A 26,302-nucleotide genomic window follows, 5' to 3' on the forward strand; every position below is an offset into this window, starting at 1 on the left:
TCAGACGGATATGGCAGATTTCCCTTTAGCAGGGCTCAAGGTCCTGGATTTCTCGCGCGTGGTCGCGGGTCCTTATGCGACACGGATGCTGTCCGATCTCGGCGCAGAAGTATTGAAGGTCGAACCACCGGAAGGTGACGTCACCCGGAAGCTGGCCAAACGCGAAAGCGGCGTCAGCGGCAATTATCTGCAGCTCAATATCGGTAAACAGAATATCTGTCTCGATCTCAAAGCGGAAGGCGCGCCAGAACTGGTGAGGAAGCTCGCGGCGCAGGCCGATATTGTCGTGGAGAATTTCCGCCCGGGCATCATGGACAAATTTGGTGTTGGCTGGGACGATCTGTCGAAGGTCAATCCGCGGCTCATCATGCTGTCCATCTCCGGCTATGGTCAGAACGGGCCGGAGAAGGAAAAAGCCGCCTATGCGCCAGTCCTTCATGCTGAGACCGGTTTGATTGCGCGACAAGCCGAAATGAGTGGCGGCCATCCCACCGATATCCAGTTTGCGATGGCAGACAGTTACAGCTCCCTGCACGGGATTATCGCGATCCTGTCGGCCTTGCGCACGCTCGATCAGACCGGCGAAGGGCAACATATCGATCTCGCGATGCTCAATGTCCTGCACTCAGCCGATGATTATGCGCATTTCGCACTGGATGATATCTGGCCGAAACCGCCGGAAACTCTGGTCTGGGAAGCACCTGAAGATCGCCAGATCCTGATTGTCGGCGACATGAAATGGCTGTGGCTGATGTTCTCGACGAAAGACGGCCTTGCAGATCCGACACCGGAGGGCGCGGATATTCCGACCAAGGTCAAGTTACGGCGAGAGGCCATGGAACAGCATATCCGGTCCCATGACAGCTTTGATTCGCTGACCGCGACGCTCGACCGGCTCAATCTGGCCTGGGGTGAAGTGCATCCCTTTGGCCCGGATGTTTATGACCAGCCGAGTATCGGGCATCTCGGCACCATTGTCGATGTCACCGACGATGCCGGCAATGCCCGTAGGACTGTCCAGTCGCCCTATCGGTTTTCAAAATCGAAAAGCGGCATCGACAGCAGCGCCAAAACAGCGAAACGCGGCGAACATAATGTCGCCGCGCTTAAAAACTGGCTGGGCCTGACAGATGGGGAAATAACCCATCTGTCGGATACCAAGGCGTTGCGTAGCGACTAGGCGTCCGCTTTGCGTGCCTGCCGGCGCTTGAATGATTTCGCGCCATTATTCCAATGCTTGGGACCGCCTTTATTGCCACCCGGTTTTCCACCGGGACGACCCTTGCGCGAACTATGCTTATTCTTCGGCGGACCACCACGGGTTGGTTTCGCACCGTATTTCTTTGGCTTTTGACCATAGATACGGGGCGCCACTTCTTCGCGAGGCGGTTCGTCATAGCCTTCGGGCAGTGCAACAACTTCCGGTTTCACGCCAGTTAGCTTCACTACGTCACGCAGAAACTGGCGTTCGTCTGGAGCAACCATCGAATAGGAAATACCTGAAGCGCCTGCCCGTGCAGTCCGGCCGATACGGTGAACATATTGCTCCGGCACATTGGGCATATCAAAGTTGATCACATGGCTGACGCCATCGACATCAATACCGCGCGCGGCAATGTCGGTAGCGACCAGAATATTGATCTTGCCCTTGCGGAAATCACCCAGAGCACGTTCGCGCTGCGGCTGGCTTTTGTTGCCGTGGATCGCAGCGCTATGGATGCCGACCGCGTTCAGATTTTTCACAACCTTGTCCGCCCCATGTTTGGTCTGGGTGAAGACCAGCATGTGATCCGGGTTTTCCTGGTTCACAAAATCCTTCAACAGACGCTGCTTGTCGTCCTGGTTGATATAGGTAACTCGCTGATCAACCCGCTCGGCAGTCGTCGATTGCGGTGCCACCGATACCTGAACCGGATCGGTTAGGAACCGGTCGGCCAGCTCGGAAATTGTTTTGGGCATCGTGGCCGAGAAGAACAGGCTCTGCCGCTTTTTTGGCAACATCGGCACAATCTTTTTCAGCGGTACGATAAAGCCAAGATCGAGCATTTGGTCCGCCTCATCGAGCACCAATATTTCGACCTTGCTGAGGTCAAGACTGCGCTGATCAACTAGGTCAAGCAAGCGGCCCGGAGTTGCGACGAGTACGTCCACACCGCGCTGCAAAATGCGTTTCTGCCGATTGATCGGCACACCACCAAAAGCAGATGTCACATACATGCCAAGACCCTTGGAATAGCCGGTCATGCTGTCGGCAATCTGCCGCGCCAGTTCCCGCGTTGGCGCGAGTACCAGCATCCGGCATTCGTTACGGCCAGGCTTGCGCTTGTTGTCCAACAGGTGATGGATAGAAGGCAGCGAGAAAGCAGCGGTCTTGCCGGTGCCGGTCTGTGCGATACCAAGGATATCCTTGCCTTCAAGCGCTGGCGGAATGGCCTGCTGCTGAATGGGGGACGGTTTGGTGTAGCCGCCTTCGGCTACACGCGTTTGAATAGGTTTCGCCAGAGCGAAATCAGAAAATAATGTCAAAAATAATACCTTAAAATAAGCAGCCAGTGGGCGCAGCACGAGCAAAACTCGTGCGCGCGTTCGCCGTCGGTTAAGACGACCCGCGTGATCAGGCTGCCGGAAAATGAGAAGCAATGAAGGCGATAGGTTCGAGATAGCTCTCTATCTCTCACGCAGAACTCTCGCCAGACAGATATCTGCCTTTGCTGCAATGCAACATAGGGACTATCGTGCCGAAGTCAAGCTTTGTGATTGTTGCGCCGCCTTGATCATAACTTGCCACGGAACGACCGAAACCTGTTGATGCATCACGCAGAGTGGGTAGAGTGCTGTCTCATCTGTCGCCCTGCAAGGGACGCAACGCACCAGCCCAAGGGACTTTCTTATGAATAAAATCATCTTCCCAGCCTTGCTCGTTTCGATGCTCAGCATCACTCCTGCCTCTGCGCAAGAAGGAAAAGAAACTGCCGCAAAACCGGTATTGGAAATTGGCGGCGGTGGACGGCCGGTTGGCGAAGCGTGGGCCCGCAGTCCCGTTTATGCGGCCAATGGCATGGCCGCGACGGCCCATCCCTTGGCTAGCCAGGTAGCGATTGATATCCTCAAGAAAGGCGGTACGGCCGTCGATGCCGCCATTGCCGCCAATGCGGCGCTTGGTCTGATGGAACCTACTGGCAACGGTATTGGCGGCGATCTTTTTGCCATCATCTGGGATCCCAAAACGCAAAAGCTCTATGGTCTCAATGCTTCGGGCAAAAGCCCGATGGGCACATCCTATGATGAATTTATCGCGCAGCTTGATGGACGAAAGAGCATCCCGCCTTTTGGCCCCTTACCGGTGACGGTACCCGGCACAATCGATGGCTGGTTTGAAATGCATCAACGGTTTGGCAAGCTGAGTATGGCCGATATACTCGCGCCGACGATTGACTATGCCAATGACGGCCACCCCGTTTCACCAGTCATCGGCTATTATTTCAGCCGCAATCTGAAACGCTTTGAAGAACGTCTCGATATGATCGGAGAGTTTGACAATGCACGCGCGACCTATTTTGCGGATGGCCCGCCGAAGGAAGGAAAGATTTTCAAAAATCCGGACCTCGCCAGCACATTGACGAAGATTGCCGAAGGTGGCCGCGATGTGTTTTACGAAGGTGAAATCGCCCGGACAATGGATAGCTATTTCAAACGCATCGGTGGCAATTTGCGCTATGAGGATTTTGCGGCCCATAGCAGCAAATGGGTTGAACCGGGCTGTGTGACCTATCGCAAGGGCTATGAATTGTGTGAACTTCCACCGAACAGCCAGGGCTTTGCGGCGCTGCAAATGGCCAATATCCTTAAGAATATCGACCTCGCGCAATATCCACGCGGCAGCGCCGAGGTGCTGCATTATATCACCGAAGCCAAACGACTGGCCTTTGAAGATGTTGCGCGTTTCTATGCGGATCCGGACATGTCGCCGGCCCCTCTAGATTGGCTGCTCAGTGATGCTTACGGCAAGGAGCGGTTCGCGCTGATCGATCCAGCCAAGGCGTCGCCGGAATTTGGTCCGGGCGAGCCCAAGCTGGAAGGCGAAGGGGATACGACCTATCTGACCGTTGCCGACAAGGACGGCATGATGGTGTCACTGATCCAGTCCAACTATCGCGGCATGGGCAGTGGTCTGGTTGCAGATGGTCTGGGTTTCATGTTTCAGGATCGCGGGGAGCTTTACTCGCTCGATCCCGCCCATCCCAATGTCTATGCGCCGGGCAAACGCCCGTTCCAGACAATCATCCCCGCGTTCATGAAAAAAGACGGCAAACCCTATATGTCTTTCGGCTTGATGGGCGGCGGCATGCAACCACAGGGTCATGTGCAGGTGATGATCAACATGGTCGATTATGGCATGAATCTGCAGGAAGCGGGTGATGCCGCGCGGCTCAACCATGATGGCGGACGGCAACCGACCAACGATCTGGCCGGTACTGGCGCGGATCTGCTCGGCACGCTGAATGTGGAACCGGGCATTTCAGATGCCACGGTTGAGCGGCTCAAGGCGATGGGTCACAAGGTCAAGCGGGTTGATAACGGCGTGATGTTCGGCGGCTATCAGGCGATAGTCCGCGATCCGGAAACAGGCGTCTATCATGGCGCCACCGAAATGCGGAAGGATGGGCAGGCGCTGGGCTATTGAGCGGCTAACCGGCGTTCATAACCACGTATAGACCGGCCGCGGCGATAGCCACGCTGACGATGAGGGCAACAGGGCGTATCTTCACGACCGAAACCGGCTCGACATCGCCGCGGCGGCCTGTCACCATCGGGCGAACCAGATCATTTTTCAGTACCAACCGGTAGGTGGCGACAGCGATGATATGCAGTGCAATCAGCGCTACCAATATATCGAAGTTCAGTTCGTGAAAGTCGGCAATCTCGCGGCCGGTCTTGAAGCTCACCAGAATCGCCAAAGGCCCGGATTCCAGGCCATCGACATCGACAGAAAACAGGCCGGTTCCAACCTGAATGGACAAAGCCGTCAACAGCGCAAAAACCGCTAATGTGCCAACCGGGCTATGGCCGAAAGATGGACTGTTCTGGCGTGCGATCAGGCCGCGAACATAGGTAGGGAGCGATCCCAGTCTTTTGATCATAGGGACAAAACGAGCTGTCCATGTGCCCGCAAAGCCCCAAATCAGACGAAACAGCACGAGGGTAAACATGGTCAGACCCAGCCGCCGGTGCCAGTCCATCATGCCTTCTTCAGCGGTCCACCAAAGAAACGGGATGAGCAGGACGATCAGCCAGTGAAACAGGCGGATCGTCCAGTCCCAGACCAGCGTCTGCGGCGTACCGGAGGTCATCGCAAGCTAGTCGTCCAGACGATAGTCATCATGACAGGCCTTGCAGGTGCCGCCTGTTGCCTTGAACGCCTCACCAATGGCCGCCATATCGCCGCCCTGTGCAGTCGTGTTAAGTGTCGCGGCGGCCTCCTGCATATTGCCGACCTTCTCCTGGAAGTCTGTCATATTTTCCCAGATGGCGGGGAGCGCGTCCGTTTCAACACCGGACTCAGGACCACTGCTTTCCGGCCACCAGTCCGCCATGCCTTCGGTGGCTTCCGGAACCGCAGCTGCGGCTTCCTGGATGACAGCAATATCGGGACTGCTGGCTTTCAGTTGATCGCTGATCGCCTTGAACGCGTCGCCCACTTTTTCAAGCTGACCCTGTCGTGCCTCAATCTGCTGCTGGATCGTCATGCCATTGGGTAGTTGTACGGTGGCCGCTTCGCTGGAGGCTTCTGAAGCAGCGTCGGATCCGCCACTTTCGCCACATGCACTTAGCAACATCATTGTTGCGATAGCCGGAGCTACAATCTTTACCCTAAGCGTTTTCATCAAGGCCTCCATATCTTTTAAGCTTCCCGAGAAATGTCGAGATTAGAAAGAATTACAGGAAAACTGCCAATCTGACCAGTCCCCATAAAAACAATAATACCGGGGATAATCACTAATAGGAGCGCGGAAGATCCAATACATGCTCCGCCAGATAGGAAAGGATCAGGTTCGTCGAGATCGGCGCAATTTGGTAGAGCCGGGTCTCGCGCCATTTGCGTTCAATGTCATAATCCTCGGCAAAGGCGAAACCGCCATGGGTCTGCATGCACGCTTCGCCGGCCGCCCATGATGCTTCGGACGCGAGCATTTTTGCCATATTCGCTTCCGCAGCCATGCCTTCGCCAGCATCGAACATGGCTGCTGCCTTGCGTACCATCAGATCTGCTGCCTCGGTTTGCGCATAGCTGCGCGCGATGGGGAACTGAACGCCCTGGTTTTGGCCGATAGGACGATCAAACACCTCTCGCTCACTGGCATAATGTGACGCCTTTCTGGTAAACCAGCGCGCATCACCGATACATTCAGCCGCGATCAAAACCCGCTCGGCATTCATACCGTTGAGAATATAGCGCAGCCCCTTGCCTTCCTCGCCAATGATGTTCTTCGCAGGCACACGCAGATCATCGAAATAGACCTCGGTTGTGCTGTGATTGATCATGGTTCGAATAGGCTTGATGGTCAGTCCATTGCCAACCGCCTCACGCATATCGACGATAAAGACAGACAGACCATCGGTCCGCTTCTGCACCTGATCCTGCGGTGTTGTCCGAGCGAGCAGGACCATTAGGTCGCTATATTCCGCACGGCTGGTCCATACCTTTTGGCCGTTGATTACATAGTCGTCGCCATCGCGAACCGCGGTGGTTTTGAGACCTAAGGTATTGGTTCCGCTCCCCGGCTCGGTCACACCAAAGGCTTGCAATCGCAGTTCACCGGTTGCGATCTTGGGAAGATATTGCTGCTTCTGCGCCTCGCTGCCATCGCGCAAGATCGTACCCATGATATACATCTGCGCATGGCACGCACTGGCATTGCAGCCACTGCCATGAATTTCCTCAAGGATGGCCGCTGCAGCCGACAAACCAAGCCCGCTTCCGCCATATTCCTCAGGGATCAGCGCAGCAAGAAAGCCAGCCTTTGTGAGAGCATCGACAAATTCTCTGGGATAGGCGCGCTCCCGATCTTTCTCCCGCCAATAACGGCCAGGGAAATCGCTGCACAAGGCGCGCACGGCTTCGCGCATTTGCGCTATTTCTGGCGTATCATTCCACATCAGAGCCGCTCCGCATGCCAGCGCAAATGATCATCCATGAATGTCGAGATCGTGAAATAACTATGATCATATCCTTCGCGCATATTCAGCGTCAGAGGGATAGCCGCCCGTTCACATGCCGCCACTAACAAATTTGGTTTAAGCTGCTCTTCGAGAAACTGATCTGCCGTGCCTTGATCGACAAGAATATCCGCAACCCGCGCCCCGTCTTCAATTAGCGCACAAGCATCATAGTCTCGCCAAACGTTCTGATCGGCACCGAGATATCCGCCCAGCGCTTTGTGTCCCCATGGACAATTTAGCGGGGACACAATCGGTGCAAAGGCCGAGACACTTTTGAAACGATCAGGATTGCGCAGCGCAATGGTGAGAGCTCCATGGCCGCCCATGCTATGACCAAATATGCCCTGCCGCTTCATGTCCGCCGGAAATGCTTCAGCGATCAAAGCAGGCAATTCCTGCTCAATATAGCTGCGCATCCGGAAATTGGTTGACCAAGGCTGTTCTGTCGCATCAACATAGAAGCCTGCGCCTTGCCCCATATCATAGGCTTCATCGTCCGCCATATCGTCACCGCGTGGCGACGTATCAGGGCAGACAATGATCAGTCCCAATTCCTTCGCTAACCTTCGATATTCGCCCTTATCCATCACATTAGCATGGGTGCAGGTCAGACCGGATAAATACCAGAGCACAGGCAGCGCCGCGCCATCCTCATACGCGGGCACAAAAACAGCGAAAGCCATATCCGTTTTGGTTTCGGCGGAGGCATGGGAATAAACCCCCTGCACTCCGCCAAATGCTCGGTTTTCAGATATTGTTTTTAGTGCACTCATCCGGGTCGATACATAGCGCATAATTTATGGCCATCGGGGTCGCGCACATAAGATAGATGCATCTGACCCATCGTCGAATCCCTTGGTCCCGGAGGATCTTCAATTGACGTTGCGCCATTATCAACCGCAACATCATGAAATTCTTTGACTTGTTCCGGTGAAGTGCAGGCGAAACCGATTGTAGCGCCGTTGGCGACAGTAGCAGACTGACCGTCAATCGGCTGGCTGACGCTGAAAATATTACCGTTGTGGATATAGAAAAGTCGGGTCGTCCCATCTTCTTTGACGTCCACCATCGGTTCACCAGCACCCAGCGTGGCAAGCACCGCGTTGTAAAATGACTTTGATCTTTCAATGTCATTAGAACCCACCATGACGTGACTGAACATAACTCTCTCCTTTATTGAATTTCTTAAAAAACTACGACGCTTCGGATACTTTCACCTGCATGCATCAGGTCAAAGCCTTGGTTGATTTCTTCGAGCGTCAACGTGTGTGTGATCATCGGATCAATCTCAATCTTGCCGTTCACATACCAGTCCACGATTTTCGGAACATCCGTCCGCCCGCGGGCACCGCCAAAGGCCGTACCCTTCCAGACGCGGCCGGTAACCAACTGAAATGGCCGGGTGGTGATCTCCTTGCCTGCTTCGGCCACGCCAATGATGATGCTCTCGCCCCAGCCGCGGTGACAGGCCTCAAGCGCTTGGCGCATCACATCGGTGTTACCAGTGCAATCAAAAGTGTAATCGGCGCCGCCATCGGTCAAAGCGACAAGATGTTCGACTATGTCCCCGCTGACATCTTTGGGATTAACGAAATGGGTCATGCCAAATTTGCGACCCCATTCTTCCTTGTCGGCGTTTAAATCGACGCCAATAATCTTGTCCGCCCCGACCATCCGGGCACCCTGAATAACGTTCAGGCCAATGCCGCCGAGACCGAAAACGATCACATTCGCGCCGGGTTCCACCTTCGCTGTGTTGGTGACTGCGCCAACGCCGGTGGTTACACCGCAACCGATATAACAGCTCTTGTCAAATGGTGCATCGGTACGAATTTTGGCCACGGCAATTTCAGGCAGCACGATGAAATTGGAAAAAGTGGAACATCCCATATAATGATAAATCGCCTCGCCCTTATAGGACATCCGGCTAGTCCCATCAGGCATGAGGCCCTGTCCCTGTGTTGACCGGATTGCTGTACACAGGTTGGTCTTACCGGAGAGGCAGGATTTACATTGCCGGCATTCCGGAGTGTAAAGCGGGATCACATGATCATCTGGTGCAACCGATGTCACACCGGCACCCACTTCGCGGACTATGCCAGCCCCTTCATGGCCCAATACACTGGGGAATTTTCCTTCGCTATCGAGCCCATCTAGCGTGTATGCGTCCGTATGACAGATGCCGGTCGCCATGATCTCGACCAGAACTTCACCTGCCTTTGGACCTTCCAGATCCAGCTCGACAATTTCCAGCGGTTTCTTGGCTTCAAAGGCAACGGCAGCGCGGGTTTTCATAAGGCGGTGTTTCCTGACAGTTTGGTCTGCCTGCAACCTTATCTTATCATCGCGCGCAATCAACCGGATTCAAGCGTTCCATCATATTATCAGGCCGACCAATTTCTATTCCGGCAAACGGTAAAAATTGGCGAGCCGATCTAGCGCAATTTTCAAGACCAGCTTTCCTGATCGTGCGGGCCAACCGAGATTTTTTTCCGCCGCAGGAACCCCTTCCCCTGCGCAGATGATCCGCCAGGCAATGTCGGACAAATCAGTGCCGAGATGCAAGATGGCACTATCAAAACGCTGCCTGGCCGCAATTTGCGCTTCGGTCGCGTTCAGCATTTCCGCCGCAGCGCGTCGCCCTCCGGTAGGTGGCACCATGTTCCAACTCATAGTGGTATTGGGCGGTAAATTGGCCCGCTCCCAGTCTGCCCGGAGTTTTTCACCGCCATCAAACTGGCGATCCGTCAGATGTCCCCTTGCATGGAGCCAGCCCAAGGGTGATTCTGACAGGTTAACCGTCACGCTGCGTGCCGGACGTTTTCGGGCACCAGCGTTGGCGCAATCCCTGCCATCTTGGGGCAAAGGCCGTTCCGCCAATATACGAGGGTCTTTCAATTTATCTGTTCTGATTGATGGCAAGATACACTCCTTTTCAAATGATCCGGATATCCCTTGCCATTTTGGAGAATATGTAGGAAAGAAGAAACCATATAGGTTTCATTTTGCCAGCTGGAGTCAACCATGATTAGCCGCATAAGAGATGTTCGCAAAGCCAAGGGTTTGACGCTCGATGATATCGCAAAACGCTGCGAGCCGCCTACAACTGCGCAAACCATCGGCCGGCTCGAAACCGGAATGCGAACGCTGTCGCTAGCGTGGCTTAACCGGATCGCGGATGCGCTTGACGTCGACAGTGCGGAATTGCTCGCGCTTCCCGATCAGGATGAATTGCCGGTAGCGGCGATACTGGATCACAAGGGCGCTCATGCCCTTAGGAAGACCGAAACTATTTTACAGCCGACGATAGAGGCAGATATGGTCGCTCTGCGTGTCAAAAGCAGCATAGGCGACTATCGCTCCGGTGATGATGTCTGGCTGTCACGCCGGGTCCCGGATCAATATGGCGCCGCCCTGAACCGCGATATATTGGTGCCGCGTCCTGCTGGACGCTTTCTTTTCGGCCGCCTGATCGGCCGAGAAGGCGATATGATCCAGATTTTACCGCTGGGCAGCGGTGCAAGGCAACAAGTCGTCAAAGATCCGGAGTGGATTGGTGTCGCCGTTAGGCTGGTAAGAGCGCTTTAAGGGCTCTCCGCTAAGGCAATCCGATGCCCCGCCCGCTCAACATATTAACGCTATCGACATTGTTCCCCAATGAAGCCTCGCCCAATTTCGGGATATTTGTCGAACGGCAAACAGCAGAGTTGGCGAGCAGAGCCGAAGCCGATGTCACGATCATCAACCCCATCGGGATCCCGCCACTGCCACTACGAAGTCTTCCGCCCTATCGCGCGCTTGCGGATCTGCCAGAGCACGAACACTGGCACGGGCTTAATGTCCATCGTCCTCGCTTCCGCCTGATCCCAAAAATTGGTGGCTCCAAAAATCCGGTGCGGATTGCACAAGCCATCATGCCGCTGGTCAGGAAGCTGCATCATGCAAAACCGTTTGACCTGATTGATACGGAGTTTTTCTATCCGGATGGCCCTGCGGCAATGCGCCTGTCTAACGAGCTTGGCATTCCTTTTACCGTGAAGGCGCGCGGGGCGGACATTCATCATTGGGGAAGCATTGCCAAATGCCTGCCACAGATATTACACGCGGCCGACAAAGCTTCTGGCTTACTGGCGGTGTCCAAAGCACTGAAACAGGATATGGTTGATCTTGGCATGGAGGGTGACAAGATCTCGGTCCACTATACCGGTCTTGATTCTCAGAAATTCGTGCCAGTTGACCGCGCTGCTATGAAGAAGGAACTGGATGTTCCTGGGCCATTGTTCATCTGCGTTGGCGCGCTCATTCAGAGGAAGAACCAAGCGCTGGTGATCGAGGCGATACAGTCTTTCCCCGATGCCACCTTGATGCTGGCGGGCAAGGGTGAGGAAGAAAAGGCTTATTGGGCACTGGCAGACAAGCTGGGTGTCAAAGACCGCGTTCGCTTCCTCGGCAACGTCCCCCACGATGAGTTACCGGGATTAATCGCAGCGGCCGACATTTCTATTCTGCCGTCAAAATCCGAAGGGCTGGCCAACGCCTGGGTAGAATCTCTATCCTGCGGCACACCGATCATCATCAGCGAAGCTGGTGGAGCTCGGGAACTGGTGCGATCAGATACTGCGGGGAGGATTGTGAAACAAAATAGCCCGGCAATTGCCGACGCTATCAAAGCCATTTTAGCTCATCCACCGGCACCGAGCGATGTACGCGCTAGCGTCAGCCAATTCAGCTGGAAAAATAACGGCGATGCGTTGGTAAAGCTGTTCTTGGAGATTGTCGGCCGTTAACCGAGCGGCATGAACGCACCAATAATCCAGCGCTCTTCTGCCCGCAACACACCCCAGGCCCGCGCCGCCGCTCGACTATCCATGACTTCAATACCCAGTTTTGCGGCATCCGCCGCCCGGCGAAAAGCCGCCGGTGGCTGCTCCATCTTTGTACCGCTACCAAAAAGCAGAAACTCAGGATTTGGCGATAAGTTCAGAGCAGCCATAATCTCCTTCAGATTCAGCTCATCGCGTGCGGGCGCGGCCCAGGGCAGCGCCTGTTCCGGCGAAAGCAACAAGCCATTGTCAAACCGCCGGTCTCCAACTTTAAAGCCATTGGGAGTAAAACCGGTGACAACCGGCCCGGCAAATTCAACATCTCGCCTGAGCTCAACCATCAGCCTTCAACAATCAACCGACTTCTTCAGGCCCACCGATTTTTTCAGCCTGCCCACCGGCAGCTTCCGGTGGCACGAAACTATCAGGTCCGACTTTCAGCCAGATCAATATGGGCGCAGCCATATAAACCGAAGAATAAGTACCAATGAACACACCTAGGAACATTGCCGCTGCAAAACCGAAGATTACATCGGGGCCCCAGATGATCAACGCAATCAGCGCAACCAACATGGTCAGACTGGTCATCACCGTGCGTGCCAATGTCTCGTTCACCGATAGGTCAAGCAATGCAATAATATCCATTTTGCGATATTTCTTCAGATTCTCCCTGATCCGGTCGTAAACGACAATCGTATCGTTTAACGAATAGCCGATAATGGTTAGTAACGCCGCCACGATATTGAGGTTGAACTCGAGCTGTGTGAGCGCGAAAAACCCGAAGGTCAGTGAAACATCGTGAAACAAAGCAAACAGCGCTCCGGCACCGAATTGCCACTCAAACCGGATCCAGATGTAGAGCGTAATTGCCAACATCGCTCCAACCAGCGACCAAACGCCTTTCGATAAGAGCTCTTCTGACACCTTGCCGGAAACAGAATCTACGCCATCAATGCGGACGTCGGGATAATCGGCCTTCAACATGCCGGTAATCTGATCGGCCATTGTATTGGCCAATTCCGGATCCTGATCCGCGCCTTCGGGCAGCTTCATGCGGATCGATACCTCATTAGGCTGACCAAAGCGTTGGATGGTTGGGTCACCATATCCTAACGCGCCAACTTTTTCGCGCAGCTCCGTAATCGGTGCATCAGCGGTCTGAGTAAAGGTGGTACGGATCATCTGACCGCCGACGAAATCAACACCGAAGTTCAGCCCACGTTGTGCAACCAATGCCATGGAACCAATGATCATCAAGATGCTTATGGCAACGGCAATATTTCGCCATTTAAGGAATGCGATATTGGTATTATCGGGAACGAGTTTGAGAAGTTTCATGACCATTCCCTCCTATATAACCAGCTCTTGTGGACGGGTACGACGCAACCACAGTGCGACCAGCATCCGTGTCACAACAACAGCGGTAAAGACCGATGTAACAATTCCGATAATCAGAACCACGGCAAAACCGCGAACCGGGCCGGAACCGAAAATAAACAGCAACAAGCCGGCGATGACGTTGGTGATGTTGGCGTCAAATATCGCTCTAGAGGCTTCCTTGTAACCAACCTCCACCGCTTGCACCACGCGTCTGCCGCGCCGTCTTTCTTCGCGTATCCGTTCATTGATCAGCACATTCGCATCGACGGCCGAGCCGACGGTCAGAATGAAACCGGCAATGCCCGGCAATGTTAGGGTTGCATTGAAAATCGCCATGACTCCGAGGATCAGGAAGAGGTTCAGCGCCAGTGCAAAATTAGCATAAAAACCAAAGCGACCATAAGTAACGACCATGAATGCCAGCACCGCCGCTGTACCAATAATAGCGGCAATCATGCCCTTGCGGATGGAATCGGCACCAAGATCGGGGCCAACCGTCCGTTCTTCCACGACCTGCAGCTCAACTGGCAGGGCGCCCGAGCGCAGAGCGATAGAAAGCTGGTTCGCTTCTTCGACAGTAAAATTGCCGGAGATCTGGGCTGAGCCACCCAAAATCGGTTCATTGATATTTGGCGCAGAAAGAACCACGCCATCCAATATTATGGCAAAGGGGCGACCGACATTATTTTGGGTCAACCGGGCGAATTTTGCTCCGCCTTCGGTGTCGAATGTAATGTTCACAACCGGTGCATTCGTATCCGGATCAAATCCCTGCCCGGCATCGGTCAACTTGTCGCCGGAAATACCGCCAAGACGCTTCACCGCAATATTCGGCAGACCCGAAGGATTGTCCGGATAAGGGAAAACCTGGCTACCGACCGGCGCACGCCCTTCGGCGATGGCGTTGGGGTCAGCTTCAAAATCAACCAGTTTAAATTCCAATTTGGCAGTTTTGCCAAGCAGCTCCTTCAAAGCCTCCGGATCCTCGAGACCAGGCACCTGAACAACGATCCGTGTATCGCCTTGCCGGATGATAGTAGGTTCGCGTGTACCCATTTCATCGATACGCCGCCGGATCACATCAGTCGCAGTATCCATTGCGTTATCAACGGCATTTTCAAGCCCGGCAGATGTCGGAGAGACAACGAAGCGTGTATCATCACGTACTTCAATATCCCAGTCTCGCTGACCCGTCAGGCCAGCACCGGTAGTCAGCGGCTCCAAGACATCGCGTGCGGCGTCGACTTGTGTGGAATCGCGTACCATGAAAGAGAGCACGCCATCCCTTCTTGAAATATCACCGATATTGATGCGGGGATTGGCGCGGCGCATTTCGGCCCGAACGGACTCTTCCATTGTCTGCAAGCGGGTTTCCGCCACGTCAGCAGGTTCCGCTTCCAGGAGAATATGACTGCCACCGGATAAATCGAGACCGAGATTGATGGTTTCATCCGGCAGGAAAGCTGGCCAATATTTATGACTTTCGCCAAAAAACAGGCTGGGAAGTGACATCAAAACGCCAAAAGCCAGCAGCAAAGATATGGAAATGACTTTCCAGCGCGGGAAATCTAACATCGTAAAATTATCCGTTCCCTAAACAGGTTCAATCGTTGGCTGGTTTGCCGCTACCACGTGGCACCACGTCAGATAACGTAGCCTTAACCGCTTTAACGCGAATACCTTTGGCGATCTCAACCTCAACATATTCGTCATCGACTTTCATCGCCTTGCCAACCAGACCGCCGCCGGTAATGACTTCATCGTTTTTCTGAACGGCAGAGATTTTACCCTGATGCTCTTTCATCTTCTTTTGCTGTGGACGGATCAGCAGAAAATAGAAAACGGCAAAAATCAGGACTAACGGCATAATTGAAACAAGAAATCCACCCGCTCCGCCGGAAGCTGCCTGTGCCGTGATTAGTAGTGAAGTCATATTAATATCCCCAATGTAACAGCCCTATTCCCAGGCTGGTTGACCGCCATTATTGTTTGCACAAAATGCCGGACATCAATGCTGCGCGCGCCTATCATGCACCCCCAGTGAAAGCAATCTTTAGCTATGCCAAAACAATCAAATTGGACAGCTGATAAAATACCAACCGTAGATGGGAGCAGCAATCCGGGAGATCAAGTGTGCCAAACATAAAGGGTCAAATCCTATGCCCAAAAAACTTGCCAAGGATGCAGGACCACCATATACGCGCTGGCTCGGTCGGCAACGCCGCACTGACGGTCGGGACGTAGCGCAGCCTGGTAGCGCATCACACTGGGGGTGTGGGGGTCGGAGGTTCGAATCCTCTCGTCCCGACCAATTTCAAAGTTTTACCGGTTTTGGCTTGATTCGGAAGCTGGTACACATTGATCATGATGTCTATGGAATGACTGTAGCTTCATCTGGGACGCCATGATCATGACCACCAAAACAAACAACAACACATCAAATGAAATGCAGATGCTGGAGCTGTTGGAGTCACGGTTGCGGTGGCTGTCTTCGTGGACCGTCCACAATGCCAACCATATCCGGGAAAAGCGTGACGGGCTTAAAGTCGGTGGCCATCAAGCAAGTTGCTCCTCCATGACAGCGATCATGGCCGCGCTCTATTTTCATGCGCTGAGGCCGCAAGACAAAGTTGCGGTGAAACCGCATGCCGGCCCCGTCCTCCATGCCATTCACTATTTGCTCGGCAATCAGACACAGGAAAAGCTGGAGCGCTTTCGCGGTCTCGGCGGTGTTCAAAGTTACCCATCGCGAACCAAAGACAGCATTCCGGTTGACTTTTCGACAGGATCGGTCGGCCTCGGCGTCGCGGTAACCGCGTTTTCCAGTTTGATGCAGGACTATCTGATCGCCCATGGGCAACTGGAAGAAAGCGATGCCGGCCGGATGATCGCCTTGATGGGCGATGCCGAGCTGGACGAAGGCAATATCTATGAATGCCTGATCGAAGCTTATAAACATGACATTAGAAACTGCTGGTGGGTGGTGGATTATAACCGGCAATCACTGGACAGCACGACAGCAGACCGGATGTTCCGCCGTTTTGACGATATTTTCGAAACCTGCGGCTGGCGTGTGGTAACCTTAAAATACGGCAAGCGGCAGCAGGCGGCGTTCAACAAACCCGGTGGCAAGACACTGGAACAATGGATCGAGAATTGCCCCAATGCCGATTTTGCCGCACTTACATATCAAGGCGGCAAGGCATGGCGCAAACGGCTAGTCAAAGATATCGGCAACAAGCCCAATGTGAAAAAGCTGCTCGCCGGCTTCGATGATGATACCCTCGCCGATCTGATGACCAATCTCGGCGGCCATTGTGTCGAAACGCTGTCAGACGCCTTTGATGCCTGCGATGACGACCGACCAACCTTGTTCATTGCTTATACCGTCAAGGGATTTGGTCTGCCTTTGGCTGGCCACAAGGACAATCATTCCGGCATGATGAACCCGACGCAAATGGATGGTTATCGCAAAAGCCTCGGGATCAAAAGAGGTTCGGAATGGGAAGCCTATGGCGGCATGGGCGACAATGCGGCGGCGCAGCTGAAGGCCTTCGTCGAGGACAGTGCATTGGCGCAGCACAGATCGGAGGCGACGGCCCCGACAGTAGCCATCCCGGAGCGTTTTGCGGTGCCCGCTGGTGATGAACAGTCAACCCAAGCTGCGTTCGGTAAAATTCTTTTGAATCTAGCCAAATCGGGGGAAGAAATTGGTAACCGGATCGTCACCACGGCTCCCGACGTTACCCAGACAACCAATCTGGGTGCCTTTGTGAACCAGCGCGGCCTGTTTCGGCGGCAGGAAGTGGCTGACGTTTTCCAACAAGCCCAAATTCCGTCTGCACAAAAATGGTCAGCGCATGGCGCGGGTCAGCATATCGAATTGGGCATAGCGGAGAATAATTTCTTCCTCATGCTTACATCCATGGGACTGACGGCACCTCATTTCGGAACCCGGCTACTACCGGTGGGAACGGTCTATGATCCCTTCATTGCCCGCGGCCTCGATGCACTTAACTATGGCTGTTATCAGGATGCACGCTTTCTTCTCGTAGGCACTCCGTCCGGCCTCACGCTAGGGCCGGAAGGCGGTGCCCATCAATCGATCAACACGCCGCTGATCGGGATTGGACAGCCTGGGCTCGTCTATTTTGAACCGGCATGGGCCGATGAAGTGGCGTTGATGATGCGCTGGGCCTTTGATCACATGCAACAGAAAGACGGTAGCTCCACCTACTTACGTCTCAGCACGCGATCAATTGCACAGATTGAACGGGACAATGATGATTGGGAAGCCGATGCGCTCAAAGGCGCCTATTGGCTGCGACAACCTGCCGAAGGAGCAGAAGCGGCTATTGCGTTTACAGGGGCCATCGCGCCCGAAGTATTGCAGGCTTATGACAGTCTGGTGACCGACATCCCCGGGTTGGGCTTGATGAACGTAACTTCACCGGATTTGCTACATCGCGGATGGTCAGAACAGCGGGCTTCTCGATGGGAAGGCAGGGATGACAGTCCGTGCCATGCCAAACGCTTGCTGGACCAATTATCCCCTGATGCAGGCCTGATAACGGTTCTCGATGGCTCTCCGTCGGCTTTGTCCTGGCTAGGCGCCGTAAATGGGATGAAGGTCAGCCCCCTCGGCACAGATCGGTTTGGCCAAACGGGAGACTTGCCAGACCTTTACAATGCCTACCGTATAAACGAGAGCGCGATTATTGATGCAGCAGCAGAGCTTTTCCTAGCTTAGCCAGCTGCCTGTCGTGCCATTATCTTGCTGATCCGATTACCTTCTCGCTGGCTTTGTTCTTCTCCAACTCCGCCGGATCAAACCATACGGGCTTCAGCTTCTTATCCACAAATAGCTGCATCTGGTCTGTATAGTGCGGACTATCGGGACGGGTTGTCGCGGCCCCAAACGGCTGGATCGAACGGGACGTGACAGCCCCTGCCTTGTCCCATTCAACAAACATGATGAAACTGTCGCCATGGCGCACCGACAGACGGCCGTCGTCATCAATGTCCCACAAAGTAGACGCACGGATGGTGTCATTGCCACCATCAATGGGAAGGTCGACGTCGCCTTGCCGCAGGCGCAGGACCTCGAGCATGGGCGGGTCGATGCGATCGAAATATTGGTTCAGATGGTCGACCGTTTCCTGCAAGATTTCCCGGGGATCAGGGACTTCACCGCGTTGATAATGCGCCTTGTTTGCAGGTCGCAATATTTTTAGCGCCAGAGCGTCGGCAGGTCCCTTACCATCAAGGTCCCAGTCCCATTTGGCGAGCAAGGCTTGGGCCTTGGCAAGTTCGGGATCGTCTTTTAGGTCCAGTGCGGCAATCTTGTCGAGCCAATCCTTGGCATAGCCAGCCCGAACATAGGCGGTATCGTACTTGATCCGGCGAATTTCTTCTTCACCGATCTTGCCATTGGCTTCCAGCAATTCGATCGAGCGGCGCGACCGGTTCGTCTGGTCATCCTCTATCCCCATCAGCGGAGAAAAGGTTTCCGGGTTCAGTTCATCGCCTGGTCCGGCCGCGACATAGGGTGTATTATTCGCGTTCATAACATAGCCGGAACCGGGATTGATCAACGCCGGAACCCGCGTGAACGGCAAACTATTCTGCCAGACCGCATTGGGATTATCGCCGGGTAAAACGGTGCGCCAATCAAAGCCGGGCGCGCGATCGGGGAACATGGCGTTGTAGAACATTCCGATGTTACCCTTGGCATCGGCATAGATGAAATTGGTCGCCGGCACGCCCTGCCCAGCCATTGCCGCTTGCCACTCATCAAAATCCTGCGCCTTGTTGATGCGATAATATTGGGTCAGCATGTCGAGTTGATCCATGCCCGCATAGCGCAGCGCATAGGCGCCGTTACCGTTCATGATTACCGGACCATGGACCGACCGGTAGATCATCTGCGGATATGGAATCACGAACGGTCCATATTTGATTTTCAGCCAGACTCGCTTTTTCTCCAGCGGCAACCATTCGCCATCAAATTTATAGGCATTACCCTTTTCGTTGAGCGTAAGCTTATAGATATCGATGAGATCGGGCCGGTTGACCGTGTTGGTCCAGCCCAGATTCTTGTTATGCCCCAGAAACGGGAAAGGTGATCCCGGGAAATTGGCCCCTGCAAAGTCCCAACCTTCATCGCTATGGACAACTAGCTCATACCACGCGACGTTACCGCGCAAAGGCTGATGCGAGTTAGAAATCAGCCGGGTTTTATCATCGGTCGAACGCTCCGGTGCAATCGCATAAGCATTGGATCCATTTTCATCAGGATCCGGACCGACTGGCGTAATTATCTTGTCCTCGCTAAGCGGGTGAACGGTGCGATTTTCAATCGGCACAGCCAGGCTGGGTCCACCTTCTCGGCGCAGCGGCTTACCCTCGGTTAGCGCTTGTATAGGGCCATTAAGCCCGAAGAAAAACGGCGAACGCAATGCGAATCCAGCAGCAATATCACGTCCATTGACCGGGAATAACTTGGACAAGCTGACCTCATCTGGATGCTCTTCAGCATAAGCATTCAGGCCCGAAGCATAGCCGTCCAGCACTGCGCGTACATCCTCTGGCAGATCGTCATATTTGCGCTTCACCGTACCATCGACATCAAGTAGCGCCGCGACAAAATCAATCGGCGCACCATCCGCACCGTTAAGTGTTGCGAGGCGTCCGCGGGTCATCGCGGTAACCTCTTGCAGCGTTATGAAATCATCCTCGGCATGGGCATATGCAACGCCATAAGCGACATCGGCATCGGTCTTGCCGAAAATATGCGGCACGCCGAAATTATCGCGAACGATACGCGCTTCATAATCTTTTTTGGGCGGCGGAGATGCAGGTGAGACGCTCATCGGTTCCCAAACCGCCAGCGCGATGGCAACCAGCAAAATCAGGATCAACAATCCTATTCCAATTCGCCTGATCACCTTCATTTCATTTCCTTTTTCTATGGCAATCGACCTTGCCCTTTGCATCGTTCTTGCGCAATGTTGTGACATTGGTCAACCGGGTAGCCTCCCCATCGTCAAAGCCACAAAGGATAACTCATGCCGAAATCAAAAATCTCTCGCCTTGCCATGTTCTCAGCTCTGTCCACACTCGCCTTTGCCGCCCCGACATCGGCACAATCTGTAGTTGGATCCGGTGTTCCGGCTAGTACTGTTTCCAACAGCGCCGAACGTCCAATTGCCTTTGCTGTTCAGGCCCCTGCCGATGCCGGCTTAATCATTCTAATGCAAAGCGCTGAGTTGCCGGATATTCCGGCCCTTTCCCCCGCTGAACGCAGCGCCGTAGAAGCAGCTATAGCCTCTGCCGAGTTCAAGGGAAAAACCGGCACCAACTTAAAGCTGCGCGGCATTGGCAATCGTCCGCTTATCATGCTCGCTGGAGCAGCCCAACCAGATAAAGCGGGGCCGGAAGATGCAGGACTGGACTGGAAATCAGCCGCTGGTAGCGCCGTGCAAAAACTGATGAAGGAAGGTTCGGAGCTGGCGATTGTCGGGGCTCCAGATGCCGCCGCAATGGCTGAAGCTGCACTTGGCTTGGACCTCGGTCAATATCGTTTTGATCGTTATCAGACAGATGTCGAAACAGCACCCGCCGCGCAGAGCGTTACAATAGCCGGCCCATCAGCATCGGCAGCTCAAGCTCTGTGGAACAATCGTTACAAACATCTTGCGGACAGTGTTAGAATGGTCCGTGACCTGCAGAGCGAACCGGCCAATACGCTTTATCCGCAAAGCTTTGTTGAACGGGTGAGCGCGGCGTTCAAGGGCGTCCCCAATATCCGCATCGAAGTTCTGGACGAAGCGGCGATGCGCAAGATGAATATGGGAGCAATTGTCGGCGTGGGTCAGGGCAGCCCGCGCGGTTCACGGATGATGGTGGTTAGCTATACAGGCGGAACCGGCGCCCCACTGGCTTTGGCTGGCAAAGGGATTACCTTTGACACGGGCGGCATCTCGATCAAGCCAAACAAGGGCATGTGGGCGATGAAGGCCGACATGTCGGGAGCCGCCGCCGTGATGGGTACGACATTGTCGCTGGCCAAGAGCCGTGCACCAGTTAACATTGTAGCAGTAGCCGCGCTGGCCGAAAATATGCCCGGTGCCAATGCCCAGCGCCCCGGCGATGTGGTGCGAACCTATGGCGGAAAGACCATCGAAATCCTCAGCACGGATGCGGAGGGCCGGTTGGTGCTCGCCGATGCCGTGCAATATGTAGCAGATCGCTACAAGCCATTTGCGCTGGTTGATATCGCAACCTTGACCGGATCAGTTGGACGCGCGGTGGGCGATCAATATGCCGGGCTATTTGCGCGGGAGGATGAGATTGCTGATCGTTTGCTGAAAGCTGCAGAGGATAGCGGCGAACATCTATGGCGGCTGCCTCTGCATCCTGCTTATGCCAAGGCCATCCGTTCGGATATTGCCGATGTAAAAAATTCGGGTGTCACAGACGCGCCAGGCGCGAGTGCCGGGGCTCATTTTATCGGTTATTTTATCGATGAATCAATGCCTTGGGCTCATCTGGATATTGCCGGTGTCGACTGGAACAATTCGGCAAAGCCGCTGACGCCAAAAGGGGCATCCGGCTTTGGCGTCCGCTTGCTCGATCAACTAGCACGCGACTGGACTGCCAAATAAGCTTTTGTAACAATTATTTGTCCCGCTCCCTTGTGTGATAAAATTATCACTCCATATCTGGTGAGAACCAGAGATGAGGGAACGGGACAATGAATCTCGAGAAGTTTACAGATCGCGCCAAAGGTTTTTTGCAATCGGCGCAGACAGTGGCCATTCGTATGAACCACCAGCAGATCACTGCAGCACATCTGTTGAAGGCGCTGCTTGAAGATGATCAGGGCATGGCGGCTGGTCTGATTGCAAAAGCAGGCGGCAATGCCAAACAGGCTCATCTCGAAACAGACGATGTGCTGGCAAAAATCCCAGCGGTATCCGGCAGCGGCGCACAGCAAACACCGGGCCTGAACAATGATGCGGTGCGAGTACTGGATCAGGCCGAACAGGTTGCCGAGAAAGCGGGTGACAGCTTTGTCACTGTCGAGCGGCTATTGCTTGCTCTGACCCTGTCCAAAGACACCGCAGCGGGAAAAGCCCTCACCAATGCAGGTGTGACACCAGATGCACTGAACAGCGCGATCAACGAGCTACGCGGCGGGCGCACAGCGGACACGGCTTCAGCCGAAGATCGCTATGAAGCGATGAAGAAATTCGCGCGCGACCTGACCGAAGCCGCCCGCGAAGGCAAGATGGACCCAGTCATCGGTCGGGATGAAGAAATCCGTCGTACCATTCAGATTTTGGCGCGTCGAACCAAGAATAATCCTGTACTGATCGGTGAACCGGGTGTGGGTAAAACCGCTATCGCCGAGGGATTAGCACTGCGCATTGCCAATGGCGATGTCCCAGATAGCCTGAAGGATCGGCGCTTGATGGCACTCGATATGGGTTCGCTGATTGCAGGCGCGAAATACCGAGGCGAATTTGAAGAACGGCTTAAAGGTGTCCTGGACGAAGTGCGAGGGGCTGATGGTGAAATCATATTGTTCATTGACGAGATGCATACGCTGATTGGCGCAGGTGCTTCTGAAGGGGCGATGGATGCAAGCAATCTGTTAAAGCCTGCTCTGGCGCGCGGCGAACTGCATTGTATTGGTGCGACTACGCTGGATGAATATCAGAAACATGTCGAAAAAGACCCTGCCCTGCAACGGCGCTTCCAACCCGTTGTTATTGGCGAACCAACGGTGGAAGATACCATCTCGATCCTGCGCGGACTAAAGGAAAAATATGAGCTGCACCATGGCGTGCGGATTACCGATGGGGCACTGGTGAGCGCCGCAACCCTGTCGCACCGTTATATTTCCGACCGTTTCCTGCCGGATAAAGCCATCGATCTGATGGACGAAGCGGCATCGCGCATCCGTATGGAGGTCGAGTCCAAGCCGGAGGAAATCGAAACCCTCGACCGGCGGATTATCCAGATGAAAATTGAGCGTGAAGCGCTGTCCAAGGAAAGCGATGACGCGTCTAAAAGCCGTCTGGAAGCCCTGGAAAAGGAACTGGCGGAACTTGAACAGAAATCCACGGAGCTTACGACCCGTTGGCAGGGCGAGAAGGACAAAATCCACGCCGAAGCGCATCTGAAGGAAGAGCTGGATGCGGCCCGTCTAGAGCTCGAACAGGCGGAACGGGCCGGTGATCTCGCCAAGGCTGGCGAGCTGAGTTACGGCAAGATCCCCGATCTGGAGAAAAAACTGGAACAGGCGGCAGACGCCACTGAAGGCGCTATGCTGCGTGAGGAAGTGGTAAGTGAAGACATCGCATCAGTCGTGTCCCGCTGGACCGGTATCCCCGTTGACAAGATGCTCGAAGGTGAGCGCGAAAAACTACTCGCCATGGAAGAGTTGATCGGTAAGCGGGTCATTGGTCAGAAAGATGCGATAGACGCTGTATCTGCCGCTGTCCGCCGTTCCCGTGCCGGCTTGCAAGACCCCAATCGCCCACTCGGAAGCTTCCTCTTCCTCGGCCCCACCGGTGTCGGCAAGACAGAGCTTACGAAGGCACTAGCCGGATTCCTGTTCGATGATGATCAGGCGATGGTTCGCATCGACATGTCTGAATTTATGGAGAAGCACAGCGTCGCTCGCCTGATCGGCGCGCCTCCCGGCTATGTCGGTTATGAAGAAGGCGGTGTGCTAACCGAGGCAGTAAGACGCCGACCTTATCAGGTCATTTTGTTTGACGAGGTTGAGAAAGCGCATGGGGACGTGTTCAACGTTCTGTTGCAAGTACTTGATGACGGCCGTTTGACCGATGGCCAGGGCCGGGTCGTGGACTTCTCTAACACGTTGATCATTCTCACTTCAAATCTCGGCAGCCAGTATATGGCAAACCTAAAAGATGACGAAAAAGTCAAGGATGTTGAGCCGCAAGTCATGGAAGTCGTCCGTGCACATTTTCGGCCGGAATTTCTCAATCGGCTTGACGAGATCATCCTGTTCCATCGCCTCGCCGAAGAACATATGGCACCGATTGTCGAGATTCAGGTCGCCAGGGTTCAGAAACTGCTTAAGGATCGTAAGATTGTTCTCGAATTGACCGATGCAGCCAAGCGCTGGCTCGGCCGCGTCGGCTATGATCCCGTATACGGCGCAAGGCCGCTGAAACGCGCGATCCAGAAATATCTGCAAGATCCGCTGGCAGACATGATCTTGCGCGGCAATGTGCCGGATAACAGCACATTGCAGATTGACGAAGGCGACGGGGCACTGGAAATGGTACCGGTGGCGACAGCGACAGAAGGTTGATCTTGCGCGCGCTGCCGATCTTAGGCAGACAATGATCATGATCAGCGCTGTGCAACAAGATGAAATATTGGGCGATGCCAGTTATTTGGCCCACCGCTATGATGAAGTGAATGACGCTTTCCGGTTCCTCTCGGTCCCGCGTGATGTACATCGCCAATGCACTTTCATCACCGACGAACATCTGCCCAATATTGACCAGTTCAAGGCGTTTGACCGTTCCCAGCTTCCCGAGATGCTTCCGAATACAGCACCGATCCACTTCATATTCCATTCGGCCTACTGTTGCTCAACCATGTTGGCGCGGGCCTTTGACATTGAGGGAGTGTCCATGGGGCTCAAAGAGCCCGTCGTCCTGAATGACATGATCGGATGGCGACGGCGCGGTGCCGATCCCGCCAAACAACATCAAGTCATCAAGCAAAGCCTGAACCTCCTCGCCCGGCCCTTTGGCGACGATCACGCTGTGATCATCAAGCCTTCCAATATCTGCAACCCACTGGCGATTGAAATGCTGCGCATGCGACCCGATGCCAAGGCACTGCTTCTTTACGCACCGATTGAAAGCTTCCTTAAATCCATTGCAAAAAAGGAGATGTGGGGCCGCATCTGGGTACGCGATGTGCTAATCGGCACTCTGAAGGACGGTTATGCAGTAGGCGGATTTTCGCAAGATGAGCTGCTGCAGTTAACGGATTTGCAAGTTGCTGCTATCGGTTGGCTATCCCAGCATGCACTATTTTCGAGAATAATCGAAGCTATTGGCCGCGATCGAGTAAGAACACTGGATAGCGAAACATTTCTGTCGCGCTCACAAGACACTATTAAGGCTCTAGCAGACTTATATGAGCTTGACCTCGCCCATGAACAAATCTCTTCGGTCCTACAAGGTCCCGCCTTTAACAGCCATTCAAAACTGGATCAAACCAAGCCAGGCGAAGTGTTCGACGCGAACGCGCGACAGCAGGAACAGCAAAAAGTTGCAGAATTGCATGGCGCCGAAATTGAAATGGTCGCGACTTGGACGAAAGCAGTGGCAGAGAGTCAGAAGATAGCAATGAATTTAAATCAGACACTAATCTAGTGGCCCGTGATCAAGAAATAAGCGCCTGACCGGTAATATCAGCAAACAGAACCAACCGATTAGTTGGCCTCGAAGCTAACCACCTCCCAGACCTGATTGATGGTCCTTTACCAATTCATTGGCGCGCCTATTGCCCTCAGCATTAAAACGCTTCCATTCCCGATTGGTCATGCAGATGCGCTTTTTCTTCACCCGAGACCCGATAACCGGCTCCGAACGGCAGCGTACATATTCAGGATCGCGTCTGTCCGTTATCTTCTTCGGCTTTTGAGCCTTTTCAGACACGTTATCGGAAGCGACTTCAGCAGATGCCATACTGGGTAGAGTCATCATGGAGGCACCCGCCAATATGGCAGCATATTTACGTAATTTCATAACCATCTCCAGAAATTCAAAGAAATTATACTGCACTGTACAAGTCTTTCAACAAAAAAGGGCGAGCCT

At 54.1% G+C, this 26,302-nt stretch carries 22 protein-coding genes and 1 tRNA gene; 9 read left to right on the forward strand and 14 right to left on the reverse strand.

All coding sequences use genetic code 11. The annotated features are described in order from the left end of the window. Positions 1 to 10: 10 nt before the first annotated feature. Positions 11 to 1,180 (forward strand): CaiB/BaiF CoA transferase family protein, encoded by a 1,170-nt coding sequence (locus AC6I9Z_RS00240; RefSeq protein ID WP_461458092.1) that lies wholly within the window; start codon positions 11 to 13, stop codon positions 1,178 to 1,180. Here AC6I9Z_RS00240 and AC6I9Z_RS00245 read toward each other — a convergent pair. Next, positions 1,177 to 2,526 (reverse strand): DEAD/DEAH box helicase, encoded by a 1,350-nt coding sequence (locus tag AC6I9Z_RS00245; RefSeq protein ID WP_461458090.1) that lies wholly within the window; start codon positions 2,524 to 2,526, stop codon positions 1,177 to 1,179. The two genes, AC6I9Z_RS00240 and AC6I9Z_RS00245, sit on opposite strands and share 4 nt — an antisense overlap. Positions 2,527 to 2,890: 364 nt before the next feature. Here AC6I9Z_RS00245 and ggt point away from each other — a divergent pair, with 364 nt between their 5' ends. Next, the gene (gene ggt, locus AC6I9Z_RS00250; RefSeq protein ID WP_461458089.1) at positions 2,891 to 4,684 is read left to right on the forward strand and encodes a gamma-glutamyltransferase; all 1,794 of its coding nucleotides are present in this window, start codon (positions 2,891 to 2,893) and stop codon (positions 4,682 to 4,684) included. A 4-nt stretch (positions 4,685 to 4,688) separates the two neighbouring features. On the opposite strand, the gene AC6I9Z_RS00255 is transcribed toward ggt, so the two are convergent. The 7 genes from AC6I9Z_RS00255 to AC6I9Z_RS00285 all read right to left on the reverse strand — a co-directional run bounded on the left by AC6I9Z_RS00255 (position 4,689) and on the right by AC6I9Z_RS00285 (position 10,143). Beyond that, the gene (locus tag AC6I9Z_RS00255) at positions 4,689 to 5,351 is read right to left on the reverse strand and encodes a cytochrome b/b6 domain-containing protein (protein ID WP_461458088.1); all 663 of its coding nucleotides are present in this window, start codon (positions 5,349 to 5,351) and stop codon (positions 4,689 to 4,691) included. 6 nt (positions 5,352 to 5,357) lie between these two features. Further along, positions 5,358 to 5,885: a c-type cytochrome gene (locus AC6I9Z_RS00260; protein ID WP_461458086.1), complete on the reverse strand. Its 528-nt coding sequence runs from the start codon at positions 5,883 to 5,885 to the stop codon at positions 5,358 to 5,360. Positions 5,886 to 5,997: 112 nt separating this feature from the next. Beyond that, positions 5,998 to 7,158 carry an acyl-CoA dehydrogenase family protein gene (locus tag AC6I9Z_RS00265; RefSeq protein ID WP_461458084.1) on the reverse strand — a complete coding sequence of 387 codons (1,161 nt, stop codon included), beginning with the start codon at positions 7,156 to 7,158 and terminating at the stop codon, positions 5,998 to 6,000. Next, on the reverse strand, positions 7,158 to 8,015 hold the full coding sequence (fghA, locus tag AC6I9Z_RS00270) for an S-formylglutathione hydrolase (RefSeq protein ID WP_461458082.1): 858 nt from the start codon (positions 8,013 to 8,015) through the stop codon (positions 7,158 to 7,160). Before fghA ends, AC6I9Z_RS00265 begins: the two co-directional genes overlap by 1 nt. Beyond that, a complete protein-coding gene (locus AC6I9Z_RS00275; protein ID WP_461458080.1) occupies positions 7,991 to 8,383 on the reverse strand; it encodes a VOC family protein in 393 nt (130 codons plus the stop codon). Before AC6I9Z_RS00275 ends, fghA begins: the two co-directional genes overlap by 25 nt. 23 nt (positions 8,384 to 8,406) lie before the next feature. After that, positions 8,407 to 9,516 carry an S-(hydroxymethyl)glutathione dehydrogenase/class III alcohol dehydrogenase gene (locus AC6I9Z_RS00280; RefSeq protein WP_461458078.1) on the reverse strand — a complete coding sequence of 370 codons (1,110 nt, stop codon included), beginning with the start codon at positions 9,514 to 9,516 and terminating at the stop codon, positions 8,407 to 8,409. Between the two features lie 105 nt (positions 9,517 to 9,621). Next, positions 9,622 to 10,143, reverse strand: a complete 522-nt coding sequence (locus AC6I9Z_RS00285; protein ID WP_461458076.1) for a DUF6456 domain-containing protein — start codon at positions 10,141 to 10,143, stop codon at positions 9,622 to 9,624. A gap of 102 nt (positions 10,144 to 10,245) precedes the next feature. On the opposite strand from AC6I9Z_RS00285, the gene AC6I9Z_RS00290 reads away from it, so the two are divergent. Together AC6I9Z_RS00290 and AC6I9Z_RS00295 are read left to right on the forward strand one after the other, a co-directional pair. Then, a complete protein-coding gene (locus tag AC6I9Z_RS00290; RefSeq protein WP_461458074.1) occupies positions 10,246 to 10,809 on the forward strand; it encodes a helix-turn-helix domain-containing protein in 564 nt (187 codons plus the stop codon). Between the two features lie 23 nt (positions 10,810 to 10,832). Next, a complete protein-coding gene (locus AC6I9Z_RS00295) occupies positions 10,833 to 12,008 on the forward strand; it encodes a glycosyltransferase (RefSeq protein ID WP_461458072.1) in 1,176 nt (391 codons plus the stop codon). On the opposite strand, the gene AC6I9Z_RS00300 is transcribed toward AC6I9Z_RS00295, so the two are convergent. The 4 genes from AC6I9Z_RS00300 to yajC are packed head-to-tail and all read right to left on the reverse strand — an operon-like array spanning position 12,005 to position 15,357. Continuing rightward, positions 12,005 to 12,385 carry an MTH938/NDUFAF3 family protein gene (locus AC6I9Z_RS00300; RefSeq protein WP_461458071.1) on the reverse strand — a complete coding sequence of 127 codons (381 nt, stop codon included), beginning with the start codon at positions 12,383 to 12,385 and terminating at the stop codon, positions 12,005 to 12,007. The genes AC6I9Z_RS00295 and AC6I9Z_RS00300 overlap by 4 nt on opposite strands. A 13-nt stretch (positions 12,386 to 12,398) precedes the next feature. Then, positions 12,399 to 13,382 (reverse strand): protein translocase subunit SecF, encoded by a 984-nt coding sequence (secF, locus tag AC6I9Z_RS00305; protein ID WP_461458069.1) that lies wholly within the window; start codon positions 13,380 to 13,382, stop codon positions 12,399 to 12,401. A gap of 12 nt (positions 13,383 to 13,394) precedes the next feature. Continuing rightward, the gene (secD, locus tag AC6I9Z_RS00310; RefSeq protein WP_461458067.1) at positions 13,395 to 14,999 is read right to left on the reverse strand and encodes a protein translocase subunit SecD; all 1,605 of its coding nucleotides are present in this window, start codon (positions 14,997 to 14,999) and stop codon (positions 13,395 to 13,397) included. A 28-nt stretch (positions 15,000 to 15,027) separates the two neighbouring features. Beyond that, complete coding sequence (gene yajC / locus AC6I9Z_RS00315; RefSeq protein ID WP_461458065.1) at positions 15,028 to 15,357, reverse strand: preprotein translocase subunit YajC; 330 nt, start codon at positions 15,355 to 15,357, stop codon at positions 15,028 to 15,030. Between the two features lie 301 nt (positions 15,358 to 15,658). Between yajC and AC6I9Z_RS00320 the strand changes: the two genes are divergently transcribed. Next, positions 15,659 to 15,735 (forward strand) — tRNA-Pro (locus tag AC6I9Z_RS00320). 99 nt (positions 15,736 to 15,834) lie between these two features. Further along, positions 15,835 to 18,174: a thiamine pyrophosphate-binding protein gene (locus AC6I9Z_RS00325; protein ID WP_461458063.1), complete on the forward strand. Its 2,340-nt coding sequence runs from the start codon at positions 15,835 to 15,837 to the stop codon at positions 18,172 to 18,174. 19 nt (positions 18,175 to 18,193) lie between these two features. On the opposite strand, the gene AC6I9Z_RS00330 is transcribed toward AC6I9Z_RS00325, so the two are convergent. Continuing rightward, positions 18,194 to 20,377, reverse strand: coding sequence for an acylase (locus AC6I9Z_RS00330; protein WP_461458061.1), 2,184 nt, complete (start codon positions 20,375 to 20,377; stop codon positions 18,194 to 18,196). Positions 20,378 to 20,491: 114 nt separating this feature from the next. On the opposite strand from AC6I9Z_RS00330, the gene AC6I9Z_RS00335 reads away from it, so the two are divergent. The 3 genes from AC6I9Z_RS00335 to AC6I9Z_RS00345 all read left to right on the forward strand — a co-directional run bounded on the left by AC6I9Z_RS00335 (position 20,492) and on the right by AC6I9Z_RS00345 (position 25,858). Beyond that, positions 20,492 to 22,090 (forward strand): leucyl aminopeptidase, encoded by a 1,599-nt coding sequence (locus tag AC6I9Z_RS00335; RefSeq protein ID WP_461458059.1) that lies wholly within the window; start codon positions 20,492 to 20,494, stop codon positions 22,088 to 22,090. 89 nt (positions 22,091 to 22,179) lie between these two features. Next, positions 22,180 to 24,777 (forward strand): ATP-dependent chaperone ClpB, encoded by a 2,598-nt coding sequence (clpB, locus tag AC6I9Z_RS00340; RefSeq protein ID WP_461458057.1) that lies wholly within the window; start codon positions 22,180 to 22,182, stop codon positions 24,775 to 24,777. Between the two features lie 37 nt (positions 24,778 to 24,814). Further along, positions 24,815 to 25,858, forward strand: a complete 1,044-nt coding sequence (locus AC6I9Z_RS00345; protein ID WP_497811093.1) for a hypothetical protein — start codon at positions 24,815 to 24,817, stop codon at positions 25,856 to 25,858. Between the two features lie 75 nt (positions 25,859 to 25,933). Here the strand turns inward: AC6I9Z_RS00345 and AC6I9Z_RS00350 are convergent, their stop codons facing one another. Then, positions 25,934 to 26,233 (reverse strand): hypothetical protein, encoded by a 300-nt coding sequence (locus tag AC6I9Z_RS00350; RefSeq protein ID WP_461458053.1) that lies wholly within the window; start codon positions 26,231 to 26,233, stop codon positions 25,934 to 25,936. Positions 26,234 to 26,302: the final 69 nt, after the last annotated feature.

This window comes from Parasphingorhabdus sp., from assembly GCF_059726685.1.